Source organism: Labedella phragmitis (assembly GCF_004078635.1).
GTDB lineage: Bacteria > Actinomycetota > Actinomycetes > Actinomycetales > Microbacteriaceae > Labedella > Labedella phragmitis.
In genome coordinates this window covers 57,408-76,450 of the sequence record NZ_RZNB01000007.1, presented here as the reverse complement: position 1 = coordinate 76,450, position 19,043 = coordinate 57,408, and the positions used below count along the sequence as shown (strand labels likewise).

At 68.4% G+C, this 19,043-nt stretch carries 16 protein-coding genes; 9 read left to right on the top strand and 7 right to left on the bottom strand.

Features of this window, described 5'->3' with window-relative positions; translation table 11 throughout:
* Nucleotides 1-116: 116 nt before the first annotated feature.
* The 4 genes from ELQ90_RS14830 to ELQ90_RS14815 form a co-directional block, all read right to left on the bottom strand.
* On the bottom strand, nt 117-1,691 hold the full coding sequence (locus ELQ90_RS14830) for an ABC-F family ATP-binding cassette domain-containing protein (protein ID WP_243696204.1): 1,575 nt from the start codon (nt 1,689-1,691) through the stop codon (nt 117-119).
* Nucleotides 1,692-2,104: 413 nt separating this feature from the next.
* Complete coding sequence (locus ELQ90_RS14825) at nt 2,105-4,594, bottom strand: glycoside hydrolase family 65 protein (protein ID WP_128496188.1); 2,490 nt, start codon at nt 4,592-4,594, stop codon at nt 2,105-2,107.
* 47 nt (nt 4,595-4,641) lie between these two features.
* On the bottom strand, nt 4,642-5,412 hold the full coding sequence (locus ELQ90_RS14820) for an HAD family hydrolase (protein WP_128496073.1): 771 nt from the start codon (nt 5,410-5,412) through the stop codon (nt 4,642-4,644).
* 174 nt (nt 5,413-5,586) lie between these two features.
* Entirely contained in the window at nt 5,587-6,702 is a 1,116-nt protein-coding gene (locus ELQ90_RS14815) for a mannose-1-phosphate guanylyltransferase (RefSeq protein WP_128496072.1), read from the bottom strand.
* Between the two features lie 79 nt (nt 6,703-6,781).
* Between ELQ90_RS14815 and ELQ90_RS14810 the strand changes: the two genes are divergently transcribed.
* From ELQ90_RS14810 to ELQ90_RS14790, 5 genes are all read left to right on the top strand, one after another.
* A complete protein-coding gene (locus ELQ90_RS14810; protein WP_128496071.1) occupies nt 6,782-7,915 on the top strand; it encodes a magnesium and cobalt transport protein CorA in 1,134 nt (377 codons plus the stop codon).
* A 278-nt stretch (nt 7,916-8,193) separates the two neighbouring features.
* Nucleotides 8,194-8,526: a succinate dehydrogenase, cytochrome b556 subunit gene (gene sdhC, locus ELQ90_RS14805; protein ID WP_243696214.1), complete on the top strand. Its 333-nt coding sequence runs from the start codon at nt 8,194-8,196 to the stop codon at nt 8,524-8,526.
* 11 nt (nt 8,527-8,537) lie between these two features.
* Nucleotides 8,538-8,996, top strand: coding sequence for a succinate dehydrogenase hydrophobic membrane anchor subunit (locus ELQ90_RS14800; RefSeq protein WP_128496069.1), 459 nt, complete (start codon nt 8,538-8,540; stop codon nt 8,994-8,996).
* 11 nt (nt 8,997-9,007) lie between these two features.
* Nucleotides 9,008-10,822 (top strand): succinate dehydrogenase flavoprotein subunit, encoded by a 1,815-nt coding sequence (gene sdhA, locus ELQ90_RS14795; protein ID WP_128496068.1) that lies wholly within the window; start codon nt 9,008-9,010, stop codon nt 10,820-10,822.
* A gap of 1 nt (nt 10,823) precedes the next feature.
* Nucleotides 10,824-11,585, top strand: a complete 762-nt coding sequence (locus ELQ90_RS14790) for a succinate dehydrogenase iron-sulfur subunit (protein ID WP_128496067.1) — start codon at nt 10,824-10,826, stop codon at nt 11,583-11,585.
* A gap of 125 nt (nt 11,586-11,710) precedes the next feature.
* Here ELQ90_RS14790 and ELQ90_RS14785 read toward each other — a convergent pair whose 3' ends face one another.
* Complete coding sequence (locus ELQ90_RS14785) at nt 11,711-12,658, bottom strand: FHA domain-containing protein (RefSeq protein ID WP_128496066.1); 948 nt, start codon at nt 12,656-12,658, stop codon at nt 11,711-11,713.
* Nucleotides 12,659-12,804: 146 nt separating this feature from the next.
* Between ELQ90_RS14785 and ELQ90_RS14780 the strand changes: the two genes are divergently transcribed.
* Genes ELQ90_RS14780 through ELQ90_RS14765 form a run of 4 tightly spaced genes read left to right on the top strand, consistent with a single transcriptional unit; the run spans nt 12,805 to nt 16,536 of the window.
* Nucleotides 12,805-13,947, top strand: coding sequence for a YihY/virulence factor BrkB family protein (locus ELQ90_RS14780; protein ID WP_128496065.1), 1,143 nt, complete (start codon nt 12,805-12,807; stop codon nt 13,945-13,947).
* A gap of 47 nt (nt 13,948-13,994) precedes the next feature.
* Entirely contained in the window at nt 13,995-14,843 is an 849-nt protein-coding gene (locus tag ELQ90_RS14775) for an exodeoxyribonuclease III (RefSeq protein ID WP_128496064.1), read from the top strand.
* Nucleotides 14,844-14,898: 55 nt separating this feature from the next.
* A complete protein-coding gene (gene trpS, locus ELQ90_RS14770) occupies nt 14,899-15,903 on the top strand; it encodes a tryptophan--tRNA ligase (RefSeq protein ID WP_128496063.1) in 1,005 nt (334 codons plus the stop codon).
* Nucleotides 15,904-15,933: 30 nt separating this feature from the next.
* Complete coding sequence (locus ELQ90_RS14765) at nt 15,934-16,536, top strand: GNAT family N-acetyltransferase (RefSeq protein WP_128496062.1); 603 nt, start codon at nt 15,934-15,936, stop codon at nt 16,534-16,536.
* 83 nt (nt 16,537-16,619) lie between these two features.
* Here ELQ90_RS14765 and glpK read toward each other — a convergent pair whose 3' ends face one another.
* Both glpK and ELQ90_RS14755 read right to left on the bottom strand, forming a co-directional pair.
* Nucleotides 16,620-18,134: a glycerol kinase GlpK gene (gene glpK / locus ELQ90_RS14760; protein WP_128496061.1), complete on the bottom strand. Its 1,515-nt coding sequence runs from the start codon at nt 18,132-18,134 to the stop codon at nt 16,620-16,622.
* Nucleotides 18,135-18,202: 68 nt separating this feature from the next.
* The gene (locus ELQ90_RS14755; protein WP_279432141.1) at nt 18,203-18,955 is read right to left on the bottom strand and encodes an MIP/aquaporin family protein; all 753 of its coding nucleotides are present in this window, start codon (nt 18,953-18,955) and stop codon (nt 18,203-18,205) included.
* Between the last annotated feature and the right edge of the window lie 88 nt (nt 18,956-19,043).

The window sequence follows — 19,043 nt, the reverse complement described above, 5'->3', positions numbered from 1 at the left end:
GACGAAGCGCCCCGGACCCGGGGAGGTTCTCGCAACAGACTCGTTACATAGCGCCGCGAAGCGGTGATTTCCCGCTCGGTTGCGTGTATCCCGCGCCCACCGATCGAGCGCCCCTCTCACGAGCGGGAGACGACCTCCAAGCCGATTTCGGCGCCCGTCCAGCGGCGCCGCAACCAGCGGTCGTGGCTCGCGATCACGACCGCTCCCGGGTAGCCGCCGAGCGCGGTCTCGAGCTCGGAGGCGAGCGCGAGCGAGAGGTGGTTCGTCGGCTCGTCGAGGAGGAGGACGTGCGGCGGGCGGGCCAGGATGAGCGCGAGCGCGACGCGGCGCTGCTGACCCACCGACAGCGATCCGACCGGGCGATCCAGGTCGCGCGCCGCGAGGAGACCGAGCGATTCCAGCGGGGTGCGGTCGGCCCGCTCCTCCCCGAGCGTCCGTCCGTACAGGGAGCGAGGCGATTCGTCGGGATCGCCGAGCCGCACGTCCTGTTCGAGCAGTCCCACCCGGAGGCCCTTCCGTCGGGCGACCGTGCCCTCGTCGACTCGGACTCGACCGGCGAGCACCGAGAGCAGCGTCGACTTCCCCGCGCCGTTCGCCCCCGTGACGAGGATGCGGGACTCGGGCAGGATGTCGAGCCGGTCGAGCGTCAGCCGACCATCGACCGTGACGCCGCGCAGCCGGACGAGCGGTTCTCCCTCTGCGAGGACTCCGAAGCCGACAGGGATCCCCGAGAACACGAGCGGTCGGGGCGGCGGTTCGACACGCGTGCGTTCGAGCTCCTGGATGCGCCGCTCCGCGTCGCCGATGCGCCGACTGATCTGCGCCTCGACCTTCGCGCCCTTGAACGGCCCGATGAACTTGTCGTTGTCCCGTCGCACGCCCGTGAAGCGGAGGTCGTCACCCGTCCGCGCGACGACGTCCGCGAGGCCGGCGAGCGCTCGCTCCTCGTCGAGGAACCGGCGCTCCCACCGTGTCCGCTCCTCCGCTTTCCTCGCGAGGTATTCGGTGAAGCCGCCACCGAAGACGGCGACACCCGCACCGCTGCCACGTGGATCGGACGGCGTGCGCGCTGGATCGAGATCCAGGAGCGATGTCGCGACCTCGTCGAGGAAGGCGCGGTCGTGGCTCGCGAAGAGCACCGGGCCCCGCCAGCCGACGAGTTCGTCACGGAGGAAGGCGACGGCGGCGTCGTCGAGATGGTTGGTCGGCTCGTCCAGGAGGAGCGCGTCGGGTCGCGCGAGCAGGACGCCCGCGAGGGTGAGCCTCGCGCGCTGACCGCCGCTCACCTCCGTGAGGAGCCGGTCGCCGTCGATACCGTCGACGCCGAGTGCGGCGAGGATCGAGGCGACGCGCGCCGCGAGGGACCAGACGTCGGCTCGCTCCGCCGCATCGAGCGCGGCCTCGTACCGGTGCGTCGCATCCGCCGACCGCTCGGAGAGCGCCTCGGCCGCCGCTTCGAGCTCACGCTCGAGCCGACGGACCTCATCGGTCGACGCCTCCAGGAATCGGGCCACGGTCGTTCCCGGCGCCGCACACGCCTCCTGCCACAACGAACCGGTGCGGAGCGGCACCGAGACGGACCCCGTGTCGGGCTGATCCGCACCTCCGGCGATGCGCAGGAGGGTGGACTTGCCGGCGCCGTTCTCTCCGATGAGCCCGATGCGCGCATCGGGAGGTACGACGAACGACACATCCGTCAGGACGCGTCGGTCCCCGAAAGTCCGCGACACCCCCTCGACCGTGATGTGACGGACGTCGCCGCCGTCGTTCGCGGTCGGGGCGAGCCGAGAGGCCGAGCGAGAGATCGAAGAAGAAGAAGAAGAAGAAGTTCGCACGTGACACCCACCGTCGTCGAAAGGGTGCTGACCTCGTCGTCGACGTGCGGGACGTCGAAGCGGAGGAGTCGTACCCCGGAGACCGATCACCCGCCGGGCGGCGCGGTCGGAATCGACGGCGGCCTCGGACGCGGGTGCAGGACGGGAGTCACAACTTCACGCATCGACGTTAACACGGGAGAGAGTCAGAGCGACAGTCCCTCCTCGACGCGCAGGCGGATGCGGTCGACACTGCTGACGCCCGGACCGGGCGGTCAGCGCGGAGCCGATCACGTCGCGTCGATGTCGTCCTCGTGCACGAGATTGCTCACGACGGGCAGGCTCGCTGTCATGAGGGTGCCGTCGTCGCGACGCGCTCGCGAGTGGATCCGCTGGGTGGGCTTGCCGGGGATCCGCGGCCCCTGATCGCGCAAGGGGACGATGAGCTCGGCCCCCGACTCGACGGTGTACGACGTGCCTCGCACCGAGAACTCGACCGGCTCGCCCTCGACGACGGTGACGCTCAGTTCATTGGGTCGGACCCGTACGACGAGCTTGCTGCCCCGCCACATGAGGTTGAACGCGAGCTTCGTCCACTCGGCGGGGAGCCGCGGATCGAAGGAGAGCTTGCCGTCGTAGTCGCGCATGCCGCCGAAGCCGCTCACGAGCGAACTCCACACACCGCCCGCTGAGGCGACGTGAACACCATCGGCAGCGTTGCTGTGGAGGTCGGCGAGGTCCACGAAGAGCGAGTCGTGGAAGTAGTCGAGAGCGAGGTCCTGATACCCGATCTCCGCCGCGATGATCGACTGCACCGCGCCCGACAGCGTCGAGTCGCCCGTCGTCAGCGGGTCGTAGTACTCGAAGTCCGCGAGTTTCTCCTCGTGGGTGAACTCGTCGCCTTGGAGGAAGAGCGCCAGCACGACGTCGGCCTGCTTGAGCACCTGGAAGCGGTAAATGACGAGCGGGTGGAAGTGGAGCAGCAGCGGCATCTGATCCTTGGGCGTGTTCGCCAGATCCCAGACCTCGCGATCGAGGAACAGCGAGTCCTGGGGATGGATGCCGAGGGCGTCCGAGTACGGGATCGCCATCGAGGCGCCGATGCGCTCCCATTCTTCGATCTCGGACTCGAGGAGCGAGAGACGCGCGGCGAGGAGCGAGAACGCCGCCGGGTCCGACTGCTGGAGTTCCCGCACCGAGCGAGCCGCATAGCGGAGGTTGAACCGCGCCATCACGTTCGTGAAGAGATTGTCGTTCACGACGGTCGTGTACTCGTCCGGACCGGTCACACCGTGGATGTGGAAGGTCTCGGTCTCTTCGTCGACGATGCGCCAGAAACCGAGCGTCGCCCACAGCCGCGCCGTCTCCACCGCGATGTCGATCGCGCCGCGGTGCAGGAACTCGGTGTCTCCGGTCGCGCGGACGTAACGGGCGAGCGCATATGTGACGTCGGCGTTGATGTGGTACTGCGCCGTTCCCGCCGCGTAGTAGGCGGAGGCCTCTTCCCCGCTGATGGTGCGCCACGGGAAGAGCGCGCCGTCCTCGTTGAGCTGGGCCGCCCGCTTGCGCGCGGCTGGCAGCATCTGTTCGCGCATGCGGAGCGCGTTCCGCGCGAACAGCGGCGTCGTGTAACTGAGGAACGGGAGGACGTAGATCTCGGTGTCCCAGAAGTAGTGACCGCTGTACCCGCTGCCCGTGAGGCCCTTGGCCGGGATGCCGAGCCCGTCGGCGCGAGCCGCGGCCTGGGCGAGCTGGAGGAGGTTCCAGCGCACGGCCTGCTGGATCTCCGGCTGACCGTCGACCTGGACGTCGGACGCACGCCAGTAGGTGTCGAGCCAATCGCGCTGCTTCTCGCGCTGAGCCTCGATGCCCTCCGAACGAGCGCGGTCGAGGGTGCGGCGGCACCGGTTAATGAGCTCGCGCGTGGGGGCGCCACGGGAGGAGTGGTAGCTCACGAACTTCGTGATACTGATGGGGACGCCGGCCTTCGCTTGGACGCGGTACACGTTCTTCGCGATGTCGGGCTCGATGATCGTGCGGTGCACGTAGTCGTTGTCCGTGTCGATCGTGTGATCGGCGGCCACGGCGACCGTCATGCCGGAGTTGGCGACGCGATAGCTGAGCACGCTGCGGCCGCCGTCCTGCCAGTACTCCCCCGGGATGAGGACGCGGTCGGCGATCTTCTCCGTCTTGCGGGGGTCGAACGACTTGCCGCTGCGACCGGGCGCTCCGCCGTACTCGTCCTCGCCGTCCTGCCGGTTGAGCATCTGACACGAGATCGTCACCGGGGCGTCGGCGTCCTCGACCGTGACCTCCATGGTCATCAGAGCGAGGTGTCGCTCGACGAATGAGACCATACGGGTGGTCTTGACCCGCACCTTCTTGCCTGCCGGAGTGAACCAGACGAGCTCGCGCGACAACTCGCCCGACCGGAAGTCGAGCGTGCGTGTGTAGTCCATGAGCTCGGCCTCGTCGAGCGAGAGCGGCTCGTCGTCGACGTAGAGACGCATGACCTTGGCGTCGGGGGCGTTGACGATCGTCTGGCCCACCTCCGCGAACCCGTAGGCCTGCTCGGCGTGCCGGATCTGCCAGGTCTCGTGGAGACCGTTGATGAAGGTGCCGTGCTCGTGCGCCTTGCGGCCCTCGGCGTTGTTGCCGCGCATCCCGACGTAGCCGTTGCCGATCGAGAAGAGCGTCTCACTCAGGCCGGCGGAGTCGAGGTCGAACTTCTTCTCGACGAGCTTCCACGGATCGACCGGGAAGCGTTCGCGATCCATCATCGCCATGGGTTGTGTGGGTCCTTCGGGTCGGAGGCTGGAGGCGAGGGTCACTGCGCCGCCGCGGCCGAGTCGGCCGACAGCAGTTCGGAGAGGTCGGAGACGACCACGTTGGCGCCGGAGGCGAGGAGCGCGTCGGCCCCCGCACCGCGGTCGACGCCGAGGACGAGGGCGAAGCCGCCGGCGGCTCCTGCGGCGACGCCGGACGCCGCGTCCTCGACGACGACGGCACGCGCGGCGTCGACGCCGAGACGTGCGGCGCCGAGGAGGAACATGTCGGGGGCCGGTTTGCTCGGGAGCCCCTCGACCTCTGCGACGGCTCCGTCGACGACGACGTCGAAGCGCTCGCGGAGTCCGGCCGCCGTGAGGACGGCCTCGGCGTTCTTCGAACTCGACACGACGGCCTTCGGCACTCCGGCGGCCTCGAGTGCGTCGAGCATGGCGACCGAGCCCGGATAGGGGGCGACGCCGTCGCGAGCGAGAGTCTCGGCGAATGCGATGTTCTTCCGGTTGCCGACGCCGCAGACCGTCTCGGCCGTCGGCGCGTCGTCGGGCGATCCCCACGGGAGGGAGATGTCGCGGGAGGCGAGCAGGCGGGAGACCCCCTCGTAACGCTGCATGCCGTCGAGGTAGAGGAAGTAGTCCTCGTCGAGGTAGGGCTTCGTCACGCCCCAGGCCTCGAAGAGCTCGGTGAACATGAGCTTCCACGCGTGCATGTGCACGCCGGCCGTCGGCGTGAGCACGCCGTCGAGGTCGAAGAGCACGGCGTCGAATGTGGTGAGGTCGGGCAGGAGCGCGTTGCCCGATGGGGTGGTGGTCACGGGATCTCCACTGGTCGTGGGTGCAGGAACAGACAGGGTCGCGCCCACATCGTCAGGGGCCGTCGGAGACAATCTTGTCAGTCATCTCCCGATGCGCAAGACGAGCGGGACGCTCCTGTGCAAACCGGACGACCGGGGCCCCCTCGAGTGTCGTGCCGGACGTGCCGGGGAGGGTCAGAGGACGTCGCCCCTGCCCGACAGCTTGAGGGCGTCGACGACCGACTTCACGCGCTGCGCGTTCTCGCGTGTCGTGACGAGGAGGGCGTCGGGGGTGTCGACGACGACGATGTCGTTGACGCCGATGAGGCTGATGACGCGCGCCGTCTGAGTGACGACGATGCCGCTCGACGAGTCGGACAGCACGCGGGCGTTCTCACCCAGGATCGCGAGGTCCGTCGGACGCCCGCCCGAGTTGATCTTCGCGAGCGACGCGAAGTCGCCGACGTCGTCCCAGTCGAAGTGGCCGGGAACGACCGCGAGCCGACCGGCCTTCGCCGCGGGCTCGGCGACGGAGTAGTCGATCGCGACCTTCGGCAGATCCGGCCAGATGCGGTCGACGGCCGGACCGCGCAGGGCCGGGTCGTCCCAGACGGCCGCGAGCTCGAGCAGTCCGTCGCGGAGTTCCGGCTCGGAACGGCCGAGCTCCTCCAGGAGGACGTCAGCCCGACTGATGAACATCCCGGCGTTCCAGAGGTACTCCCCCGAGCGGAGGTAGCGACGCGCGGTCGCGAGGTTCGGCTTCTCGACGAAGGAGCGGACGCGGAGGGCGTTCGGCGAGGCGTCGATCGAGAGGCTCTCGCCGCTGTTGATGTACCCGAAACCGATCGCGGGCTCCGTCGGCTGGATGCCGATCGTCGTGACGTAGCCGGCGTCGGCTGCCGCGACGGCCTCCGCGACCGTCGCGCGGAACTGGCGCGAGGAGCGGATCACGTGATCCGCCGCGAATGATCCGATGATCACGTCGGGTTCACGGCGGGACAGGATCGCCGCGGCGAGTCCGATGGCAGCGGACGACTCACGCGGTTCGCTCTCGAGGACGATGTTGTGGTCGGCGATACCCGGGAGTTGCGCCTCGACGGCCGCACGGTGGGCGCGCCCCGTCACCACCATGATCCGGTCGGCTCCCGCGATCGGCGCGAGTCGGTCGTAGGTCGCGCGGAGGAGCGTGCTCCCGCTGCCGGTCAGGTCGTGCAGGAACTTCGGGGCGTCGGCGCGGGAGAGGGGCCACAATCGGGAGCCGATGCCGCCGGCCGGGATCACGCTGTAGAACCGCTCGAGAGACGTCGTCATGGGGCCACCATACCGACACGCGATTCCGCCGAGCCGCGATCGGCCGGCACTCTGTCGAGAGGTCTACAGTGATGACGTCATGGAAGGGGCAGCAGTGGACGGACGCAACACCCTCGGCATCCCGCTTCCCGATGTGAAGCGCTCGGCGGCGACCCGCGGCGCTCGCCGCCTCGTACATGCACCGGACGATCGCGACAGCCTCGTGGCAGCGGGGATCTACTCGGGCGGCCACAAGGTCTCAGCCCCCGCGACGCTCTCCGAAGCGTTCGAGACGCTGCGGAACACGCCGGACGGCTTCGCCTGGATCGGTCTCTACCGCCCTGACGAGAACGAGATCGGCGCGATCGCCGACGAGTTCAGGCTGCACGCCCTCGCCGTCGAGGACGCCGTGCTCGCCCATCAGCGCCCGAAGATGGAGCGCTACGACGACGTCCTCTTCATGGTGCTCCGCGCCGCCGACTACGTCGACGAGGACGAGCGGCTCGAGTTCGGCGAGCTGCACCTCTTCGTCGGGCCGAACTTCATCGTGACCCTCCGCCACGCCGAAGCGCCGCAGCTCACGGGTGTTCGCTCGCGCATGGAGGACAATCCCCAGTTGCTCTCCCTCGGGCCGCATGCCGTGCTCTACGCGATCATCGACGCCGTCGTCGACGAGTATTCTCCCGTCGTCCAGGGCCTCTCCAATGACATCGACGAGATCGAGGAGCAGGTCTTCGAGGGTGACACGACCGTCTCGCGGCGCATCTACGAGCTGTCTCGCGAGGTCATCGCCTTCGAGCGGGCCGAGCAGCCGCTCCTCGACGTCGTGCGTCGACTCGAGCTCGGGAGCGAGAAGTACGGCGTCGCGCCGGAACTCCAGCGCGGACTGCGCGACGTGTCGGACCACCTCCAGCACATCGACGAGAAGGTGACGGCGTTCCGTCAGCTGCTGCGCGACATCCTTACGGTCAACGGCACGCTCGTCGCGCAGCGCCAGAACGACGAGATCGCCCGGATGACGGAGACGAGCCTGCAGCAGGGCGAGGTCGTGAAGCGCATCTCCGCGTGGGCCGCGATCCTGTTCGGTCCGACGATCATCACAGGCATCTACGGCATGAACTTCGATCACATGCCCGAGCTGCACTGGGACCTCGGCTACCCGTTCGCCCTCGCGCTCCTGCTCGCCTCGGGGGTCGGACTGTTCGCCCTGTTCCGCCGCAACAAGTGGCTCTGAGCGCTGCGGCGGTCACCCGGACGACGACGCCGGGACTCTCTCGACGTCGAGAGGGTTAGGGTCCCCTAAAGGGACAATGTCCGCGGTCGCGAATAGACTGGTACAACGCGCCGAAGTGACGCACGGGGCCGCAGAGGCCCCGACAACCCCCGCCGGAAATGGGAGGTCGTTTCGTGTCAGTGAAGACTGTCGGAACACCGGAGCAATCGCGAGAGCCAGAACTCTCCACCACGACGTCGCGGCGTCCCGCGGGGACCCTCTACCGCGGCCGCGAGGGCATGTGGTCGTGGGTGCTCCACCGCATCACGGGCGTGGCCATCTTCTTCTTCCTCCTCGTGCACGTCCTCGACACCGCCCTCGTGCGAGTGTCGCCAGAGGCGTACAACGCGGTCATCGGCACGTACCAGACGCCCGTCATGGGTCTCGGAGAGGTCGCCCTCGTCGGCGCGATCGTCTTCCACGCGTTCAACGGCATCCGGATCATCCTCATCGACTTCTGGTCGAAGGGCACCGTGTACCAGCGCGCCATGTTCTACGTCGTGATCGGCCTCTGGGTCATCACGATGATCGGTTTCGTGCCGCGGCACCTCATCAACGTGTTCAGCCACTGAGGGGAACGGTCATGACTTCCACCACCATCGATTCCCCCCGCACCCCTGCGGGCTCCGCGAAGCGTCGCGGCGTCAACTGGGAGAAGTGGGGCTGGGTGTACATGCGCGTCTCCGGCGTCGTGCTCCTCGTGCTCATCTTCGGTCACCTCTTCGTCAACCTCATGGTCGGCGAGGGCGTGAAGGCGATCGACTTCGCCTTCGTCGGCGGCAAGTGGTCCGACCCGTTCTGGAAGGTCTGGGACACGCTCATGCTGTGGCTCGCGATGATCCACGGCGGCAACGGCATGCGCACGATCGTCAACGACTACGCCCGCACCCCCGTCCTCCGGAAGGTCCTCAAGGGAGCGATCCTCGCCTCGGTCGTCGTCCTCATCGTGCTCGGCACGCTCGTCGTCTTCACGTTCGACCCGTGCCCCGCGGTGAGCGCCGACCAGGCCCACCTGCTCCCCTCCTTCTGCCCCGCCCCCTAGTCACAGGAACCATGACGAATCCCTCAGGTACTTCCGCGTCCGAATCGACGATCGTGGACGGCGTCCACTACCACCAGTTCGACATCGTGATCGTGGGCGCCGGTGGCGCCGGCATGCGCGCTGCGATCGAAGCCGGTCCCGGAGCGAAGACCGCCGTCATCTCGAAGCTCTACCCCACCCGGTCCCACACGGGAGCGGCGCAGGGCGGCATGGCCGCGGCGCTCGCGAACGTCGAGGAGGACAGCTGGGAGTGGCACACCTTTGACACAGTGAAGGGCGGCGACTACCTCGTCGACCAGGACGCTGCGGAGATCCTCGCGAAGGAGGCCATCGACGCGGTCATCGACCTCGAGAACATGGGTCTGCCCTTCAACCGCACGCCCGAGGGCAAGATCGACCAGCGCCGCTTCGGCGGACACACGCGCGATCATGGCAAGGCGCCGGTGCGGCGCGCGTGCTACGCCGCCGACCGCACCGGTCACATGATCCTCCAGACGCTCTTCCAGAACTGCGTCCGGCTCGGCATCAACTTCTTCAACGAGTTCTACGTGCTCGACGTCGTCATGACCGAGGTCGACGGCGTCGAGCAGCCCTCCGGCGTCGTCGCGTACGAGCTCTCGACCGGCGACCTGCACGTCTTCCAGTCGAAGGCCATCATCTTCGCCACCGGCGGCTTCGGGAAGATCTACAAGACCACCTCGAACGCGCACACCCTCACGGGCGACGGCGTCGGCATCATCTGGCGCAAGAAGCTCCCGCTCGAGGACATGGAGTTCTTCCAGTTCCACCCCACGGGTCTCGCAGGGCTCGGCATCCTCCTCACGGAGGGCGCCCGCGGTGAGGGCGCGATCCTCCGCAACGCCTCGGGCGAGCGCTTCATGGAGCGGTACGCGCCCACCATCAAGGACCTCGCCCCGCGTGACATCGTGGCGCGCTGCATGGTCCAGGAGGTCGCCGAGGGCCGCGGCGCCGGTCCCCACAAGGACTACGTGCTCCTCGACTGCACGCACCTCGGAGCCGAGGTCCTCGAGACGAAGCTTCCGGACATCACCGAGTTCGCGCGCACCTACCTCGGCGTCGACCCCGTGGTCGAGCCGGTGCCCGTGATGCCCACGGCGCACTACGCGATGGGCGGCATCCCCACGAACGTCGCGGCCGAGGTGCTCCGCGACAACACGACCGTCGTCCCGGGCCTCTACGCCGCGGGCGAGTGCGCGTGCGTCTCGGTCCACGGATCGAATCGTCTCGGCACCAACTCGCTGCTCGACATCAACGTCTTCGGCAAGCGCGCCGGCCGCAACGCCGTCGAGTACGTGCAGGGCGTCGACTTCACGCCGCTTCCCGCGGACCCGACGAAGGAGATCCGCGAGCTCATCGCGCAGCTCCGGTCGGCGACGGGAACCGAGCGCGTCTCGGTGCTGCGCAAGGAGCTCCAGGACAACATGGACCGCAACGCGCAGGTCTTCCGCACCGACGAGTCGCTCGCGGATGTCACCGAGATCATCCACGGTCTGCGCGAACGCTACCTCGGCATTTCGGTGCAGGACAAGGGCAAGCGGTACAACACGGACCTTCTCGAGGCGATCGAGCTCGGATTCCTCCTCGACCTCGCCGAGGTCGTCGTCTTTTCCGCGCGCAACCGCCGGGAGAGCCGCGGCGGCCACATGCGGGACGACTACCCCAAGCGTGACGACGAGAACTACATGAAGCACACGATGGCCTACCTGTCGGGAGACCCGCACTCGGCCAATCCGGCGGACCACATCCGCCTGGACTGGAAACCCGTGGTGATCACCCGATACGAGCCGATGGAGAGGAAGTACTGACATGTCGACGGCCACCCTCGACGCAGCACCGAGCGACGCAGACGCGATCGAGTCGTTCACCGTCACGCTGATCATCCGTCGCTTCGATCCCGACGTCGACGACGAGCCGCGCTGGCAGGACTTCGACGTCGAGATGTTCGCGACGGACCGCATCCTCGACGCTCTGCACAAGATCAAGTGGGAGCAGGACGGATCGCTCACGTTCCGTCGGTCCTGCGCGCACGGTATCTGCGGTTCCGACGCCATGCGCATCAACGGACGCAACCGCCTCGCCTGCAAGACACTCATCAAGGACCTCGACATCTCGAAGCCCATCTACGTCGAGGCGATCAAGGGTCTGCCCCTCGAGAAGGATCTCATCGTCGACATGGAGCCCTTCTTCGCGTCGTACCGCGAGGTACAGCCGTTCCTCCAGGCGCGCACGATGCCCGGGGCCGGCAAGGAGCGCGTGCAGTCGGTCGTCGACCGCGCCCGCTTCGACGACACGACGAAATGCATCCTGTGCGCGGCGTGCACGTCCTCGTGCCCCGTGTTCTGGACCGACGGCCAGTACTTCGGTCCGGCCGCGATCGTGAACGCGCACCGGTTCATCTTCGACTCCCGCGACGACGAGGCGAAGGTCCGCCTCGACATCCTCGGCGGCAAGGACGGCGTGTGGCGCTGCCGCACCACCTTCAACTGCACCGAGGCGTGCCCGCGCGGCATCCAGGTCACGCAGGCGATCGCCGAGGTCAAGTCCGCGCTCATGCGCGGCACCGCCTGATCTCCGCCTCACCTCGTCACGACGGCGGCCCGGCAGGAACTCCTGTCGGGCCGCCGTCGCCGTGCGGGGGGGCGTTGCGAGCGGCACGACGGTCGTGCGATGATTCGCCGCCGGCTCGGAGACGACTAGCGGCCCGGTTCGAGGGGCTGGCCGGGCATGACCTCGATGACGTTGCCGTCGCCGATGTCGATGAAAGTACCGGCGGGGACGACGAGCGACTGCCCGGCGGCGAGGCGCTGCCAGCTCGAGTCCGGGACGATGAGCGACGTGCCGTTCGTTGACTTGAGATCGGTCACGACGACGCTGTCGCCGAGTTGCTCGATCTTCACGTGCGTCGCCGAGACGGACTTCGTCGACGACTGGACGATGACGACCCGCCCGCCAGCGGACGGCAGCTTCGGGTTGCGCCCGAAGTAGTGCGGGACGTCGAGGGCGAAGGGCTGGCTCCCGTTGAGGCGGTAGCCGTACATGAGAGTGCGGGGCCCGCCGAGAACCGCCGGTTCGTCGGGAGCCGCGAGATCGCGGGGCCGCGGGAGGTCCGATCGCAGGACCGTATGTCCGTCGTGGGCCGCCTCGGCGACGCTGACGGCGCCCGTACGCGGCTGGGTCAACCGCTCGTCGGCGAAGACCATGTCCAGGCGGGCGGCACGGACGACCCCCTCGGTGAGCGGGAGAGCCGGGGCGTGGATCTGCGCGGGGTCGCCGAGCGCTACGTGTGACACTGCCTCGAGGCGCGTGCGGAACCACGGCCCGCTCTCGGCGACGATTCGCCGGCGCGCGCCGGAGGCGAGTACGTCGAGTCCGGCACCCGCATGGACGAAGAAGCTGACGCCCGAGTCGTCGTCGACCGGCATGCCCACGACGGCGAACGGGAGCGGCGAACCAGCGACCTCGGCAGGGACGACGTCGAGCACGCGGTCGACGGTGGCGCCCTCGGCCGAGGCGGTCGACCACAACCGTGAGATGAGAGCGTGGTCCGGAGCCGAGTTCAGGGCGACGACGATCCGTCGCGTGACGAGCAGCACCCAATCGGGGCTGTCCGTCCACGCGGAGTATCGGATGCTGGGATTCACGGACCACCTCGGACGACGGGCGTGCGGCCGGCTGGGAACGTCGGTCGGCTTCGGCACACGCCTCACAACATTCTGTCAGAACGCCCCCCGTTCGCGGGACTCGGCCACCCCTTCGACGTGGACCACGCGGTCGTTAGGCTCTCCCCATGGCCCCGCGACCCGACACCGATCCCCGGGGGGACGGCGCGGCCGACCGTCCGACGCCGGACTCCTCGACCTTCATGGGTCGCGTGACGGGACTCGCCGAACGCGTGATGGCGCTCAAGCCCGTGCGAGTCCTCACGCGCTTCAGCGAGCGCGACGGAGAGCTCCTCTCGGCCGGGATGAGCTTCCAGTCGGTCTTCGCGGTCTTCGCGGCGATCCTCGTGAGCTTCTCCCTCGCCGGGGTGTGGCTCCGATCGAACCCCGACATCCTTTCCGCACTCATCGACATCATCAACAGCTACGTGCCGGGACTCATCGCCGAGGGCGGCATCATCTCCCCGAACGCCCTCGAGGACGTCGAGTTCGTCGGATGGATCGCCTTCATCGGGCTCATCGGCACGGCGATCGGGTGGCTCGGCTTCATGCGGCAGGCCGTCCGGGCCGTGTTCGGGGTCCCACCGGTCACGCGCTTCTTCCTCCTGCAGAAGGCGATCGACCTCGGGCTCGCCCTGGGGTTCGGGGTGCTCCTCATCGCGGGCGGACTCGTCTCCGTCGTGAGCACCGCGGCGCTCGACTGGATCGCGGGAGTGCTGGGGCTCGACCAGGGATCGGCCCCCGTCGCCGTCGGCATCCGGATCGTCGGCGTCCTCGTCTCGGTCGTCGTGAACGTCATCGCCCTCGCCCTCATCTTCCGCGTGCTGAGCGCGATCCCGATCCCGCCGCGCGACCTCCTCGTGGGCGCGGGGGCCGGGAGCGTCCTCCTCGCCGCGCTGAGCATCGCGAGCGGCTACCTCCTCGGCGGAGCGACCCGGAATCCCTTGCTCGCGACCTTCGCGGTGTTCATCGGTCTCCTCCTCTGGCTCGCTATCGTGTGGCGGGTCGTCCTCCTGTGCGCCACCTGGATCGCGGTCACGCTCGACGATCGCGGGGTCGAGGTCGCTCGCTACACGCCGGAGCAGCAGGCGCAACGCGAGCTCGACGCGCGTCGGATCGTCGCCGCGTCGGCTCTCGACGCTGCGCGCCGCCGGCTCGACGAGGCCGGCGGGCCCGTCTCCCGGTTCCGAGCCCGCCGGGCGCTCGATCGCGCGGTCGCGGAGGACGAGGCGGCGACGGCCGCCGCGACGGGCCGCCCGCTCGTCCCCTGAGCCGCCGGCCCCTGAGCCGTGTCGGCGGTCACGACTAAACTGGAGCAATGCCCGATCGTCCCGTCCGTATCGCCTCCGTGAACGTCAACGGCATCCGCGCCGCCTACCGCAAGGGCATGGGCGAGTGGCTCGCCGGTCGCGACGTCGACATCCTCGCGATGCAGGAGGTGCGTGCGTCGACCGCCGACATCGAGGCGCTCCTCGGCTCCGACTGGACGGTGCTCCACGACGAGGCCACGGCGAAGGGCCGGGCCGGAGTCGCTCTCGCGAGCCGCCGCGCAGCTCACGTCCACCGCGTCGACTTCGGTGCCGACGACTTCGACAGCGCCGGCCGCTGGCTCGAGGCCGACTACGACGTCGACGGCACCCCCATCACCGTCGTCTCGACGTACGTGCACTCGGGCGACGTCGGCACCCCGAAGCAGGTCGAGAAGTACAAGTTCCTCGACGCCATGACCGTCCGTCTGCCCCAGCTCCGGGAACACGCCCAGTATGCGCTCGTCGTCGGCGATCTCAACGTCGGCCACCGCGAGCTCGACATCAAGAACTGGAAGGGCAACCGGAAGAACGCCGGTTTCCTCCCCGAGGAGCGCGCGTACTTCGACCGCTTCTTCGGCGAGGAAGGCGCCGAGGTCACGGGTGTCGACGGCAGCGTCGGCACGGGCCACGGCTGGGTCGACGTCGGACGCGCTCACGCCGGCGAGGTCGAAGGCCCATACACGTGGTGGTCGCAGCGCGGCAAAGCGTTCGACACCGACACCGGATGGCGCCTCGACTACCACATGGCCTCTCCCGCTCTCGCGGCGACCGTCACGTCCTATGCGATCGACCGGGCGAGCGCCTGGGACACCCGATGGTCGGACCACGCCCCCGTGGTCGTCGACTACGCCATCTGATTTCTCCCCCACTCATCCGGATCCGCCTCGGTGGATCCTCTCGCGAAGGACGACAATGACCTCGCCCCGTCTCTACTCCGGAATGCAGCCCTCCGCCGACTCGCTCCAGATCGGAAACTACATCGGCGCTCTCCTGCAATGGCGGACGCTGCAGCGCGACTACGACGCCTACTTCTCCGTCGTCGACCTGCACGCCCTCACGCAGCCGCACGACGCCGCCGAGCTGCGGGAGAAGACCCGCCGCACCGCCGCGCAGTACATCGCAGCGGGCATCGAGCCCGAGTCGTCGACGCTCTACGTGCAGTCGCACGTTCGCGCACACGCCGAACTGGCCTGGATCCTCAACACGATCACAGGGTTCGGCGAGGCCGGGCGCATGACGCAGTTCAAGGACAAGTCCTCCCGATACGGCACGGACGCGACGAGCGTCGGCCTCTTCGCGTATCCCGTCCTCATGGCCGCCGACATCCTGCTCTACCGAACGAACGTCGTGCCCGTCGGCGACGACCAGCGGCAGCACATCGAGCTCACCCGCGACCTCGCCGAGCGCTTCAACTCGCGGTACGGCGAGACCTTCGTGGTCCCCGAAGCGATCACGCAGAAGGAGACGGCCCGGATCTACGATCTCCAGAACCCCACGTCGAAGATGTCGAAGTCGGCGGAGTCCCACGCCGGGGTGCTGTGGCTGCTCGACGAGCCGTCGGCCACACGGAAGAAGATCATGCGCGCGGTCACGGACGACGAGGGGTCGGTCCGCTTCGACCGCGAAGCCAAACCGGGTGTCTCGAACCTCCTGACGATCTACTCCGCCCTGTCCGGTCGGCCCGTCCCCGCGATCGAGGACGAATTCGCCGGGTCCGGCTACGGCGACTTCAAGAAGTCGCTCGCCGAGGTCGTGCTCGCGGAATTCGAACCCGTCCGTTCACGCGCGCTCGAGCTGCTCGACGACCCGGCGGAACTCGATCGCATCCTCTCCGTCAACGCCGCGAAGGCCGATGCGGTCGCCGACGCCACCCTCTCCGACGTGTACGACCGCGTCGGCCTGCTGCGGCGGCGCTGAGGCTGTGACGAACGTCGAGTCGGTCCCGGCATGACCGATCCGGTCGAGCTCGGCACCTTGCGCCTCGTGCTCTCCATCCCGACGTCGGACGACGTCGACGCCATCACCGCCGCCTGCCAGGACCCCGCGGTGCAGCGGTGGACGACCGTCCCGTCGCCGTACGGACGCGATGCGGCCGAGGGCTTCGTCAACGCGTTCGTGCCGGCGGGATGGGAGGCCGGCACCGCGCGCACGTGGGCGATCCGACGCCGCACCGACGACGGCACCGAACTCGTCGGCATGATCGGCGTCGAGGGGATCCGCGACGGCGCCGGCGAGATCGGCTATTGGTTGTCCCCGCAGGGCCGCGGCCTCGGCATCATGACGGAAGCGGTCTCCGCGGTGCTCGACTACGCGTTCGACGCGGACGGAGCCGACCTCCAGCGCGTGCAGTGGCGCGCATACCGCGGCAATCGTCCGTCCGCTCGCGTCGCCCGCCTCGCGGGTTTCCGCTTCGAGGGCACCCGCCGCCTCGGAGCGACCGGACGGGACGGTCGAGAGGACGAGTGGACGGCCGCGATCCTCGCGACGGATCCGCGCTCCCCCGCCGACGGCTGGCCGTCCGAGGCCACGGGAGCCGACGCGACCGACTGACCGGGTCGCGACACGCAGAACCGCCGGGATTCTCGACGACTCGAGAGTCCCGGCGGTCCGTGTTCAGGCGCGGTGGGAGGGCGTCACTCGACGTCCTCGTCCACCCAGTCGAAGGTCTTCGTGACGGCCTTCTTCCAGTTGCGGTACAGCTTGTCGCGCTGCTCGGACGGCATCTGCGGCTCCCAGCGCTTGTCCTCCTGCCAGTTCTTGGCGAGGTCGTCGAGGTCGGCCCAGAAGCCGACCGCGAGACCGGCCGCATAGGCGGCACCGAGCGCGGTGGTCTCCGCGACGACGGGACGCACGACGGGAACGCCGAGGATGTCGGCCTGGAACTGCATGAGCGTGTCGTTCGCGGTCATGCCGCCGTCGACCTTGAGCTCGGTGAGCGGGACGCCGGAGTCGGCGTTGACGGCGTCGATGACCTCGGCCGTCTGATAAGCCGTCGATTCGAGAGCAGCGCGGGCGATGTGGCTCTTGTTCACGTACCGCGTGAGGCCGACGAGGGCGCCACGGGCATCGGGACGCCAGTACGGGGCGAAGAGACCGGAGAAGGCGGGCACGAAGTACGCGCCGCCGTTGTCCTCGACCTGCTTCGCGAGCGTCTCGATCTCGGGAGCGTTCGAGAAGAGGCCGAGGTTGTCGCGGAGCCACTGCACGAGCGAACCGGTGACGGCGATCGATCCCTCGAGCGCGTAGTGCGGCTTCGCGTCACCGAGCTTGTATCCGAGCGTCGTGAGCAGCCCGTTCTCGGAGCGCACGATCTCCTCACCGGTGTTGAAGATGAGGAAGTTACCGGTGCCGTACGTGTTCTTCGCCTCGCCGGTTTGGAACGCCGCCTGGCCGAACGTCGCGGCCTGCTGGTCGCCGAGGATGCCCGCGATGGGCACCTCACGCAGCAGGCTGTGCGTCGACGCGGTGCCGTAGACCTCGCTCGAGGACTTGATCTCCGGGAGCATCGACTTCGGCACGTCGAAGGCCGCGAGGATCTCGTCGTCCCACGCGAGCGTCTCGAGGTCCATGAAGAGCGTGCGGCTCGCGTTGGTCACATCGGTGACGTGGACGCCGCCCTCCGTGCCTCCCGTGAGGTTCCAGAGCACCCACGTGTCGGTCGTGCCGAAGAGGAGATCGCCGGCCTCGGCCTTTTCGCGCGCACCCTCGACGTTCTCGAGGATCCACACGATCTTCGTGCCAGAGAAGTAGGTCGCGAGAGGCAGACCGACGGTCTGCTTGAAGCGCTCGACTCCGCCGTCCTTCGCGAGGCGGTCGACGATCGACTGCGTGCGCGTGTCCTGCCAGACGATGGCGTTGTAGACGGGCTCACCCGTGTTCTTGTCCCACACGACGGCGGTCTCACGCTGGTTGGTGATACCGATCGCGGCGATGTCGTGGCGGGTGATGTTCGCCTTCGAGAGCGCCTGGCCGATGACCTCGCGCGTGTTGTTCCAGATCTCCTTCGGGTCGTGCTCGACCCACCCCGCCTTGGGGAAGATCTGCTCGTGCTCGAGCTGGCCCGTGCTGATGATCGAGCCGGACTTGTCGAAGATGATCGCACGAGACGATGTCGTGCCTTGATCGATGGCGATGACGTATTGCGCCATGGGTTAACTCCTTTGTTGTGACGACGTGTCGGGCGGGTGCGGCGACCGTGGTCGCCGCACCCGGTTGGTCAAGCGGGCAGCGGGAGCAGCGCGCCGGAGAGGAGACCGGCGAGGACGCCGCCGATGAGCGGTCCGACGACGGGGACCCAGGCGTAGGCCCAGTCGCTCGAGCCCTTGCCCTTGATGGGCAGGAAGGCGTGGGCGATTCGCGGACCGAGGTCACGGGCGGGGTTGATCGCGTAGCCGGTCGGGCCACCGAGGGAGGCACCGATACCGACCACGAGGAGCGCGACGGGAACGGCGCCGAGGGCGGCGAGACCCGCCGGCGAGCCGAGTTCGGGGTCACCGGCGCGGCCGAAGCCGATGACGACGAAGACGAGGACGAAGGTCGCGATGATCTCGGTGACGAGGTTCCAGCCGTAGTTGCGGATCGCGGGGCCCGTCGAGAAGACGCCGAGCTTTGCACCCGGGTCGGTCTCGGCGTCGAGATGCTGCTTGAACGTCAGCCACACGAGGACGGCACCGATGATCGCGCCGATCATCTGGGCCGCCACGTAGACGAGGAACTGCACGAACGAGATCGCCCCGGTCGTGAGCAGACCGATCGAGACCGCCGGGTTGAGGTGGGCACCCGAGGAGTAGGACACCGTGACACCGGCGAAGACGGCGAGACCCCACCCGAAGTTGATGAGGAGCCACCCCCCGCCGAGACCCTTGGATTTCGCGAGGATCGCGGTCGCGACGACGCCACCACCGAGGAGGAGGAGCATCGCGGTACCGACCACCTCGCTCAGGAAGATTGTTGCCAGAGGAGTGTCCACATTGACCTTCTTTCAGTCACGCCGGCCGGGTCTGTCCCGGACGTTCGGCGAGGATTGTCAACCCCCCTGAAACGTATCGTCAGGCGGG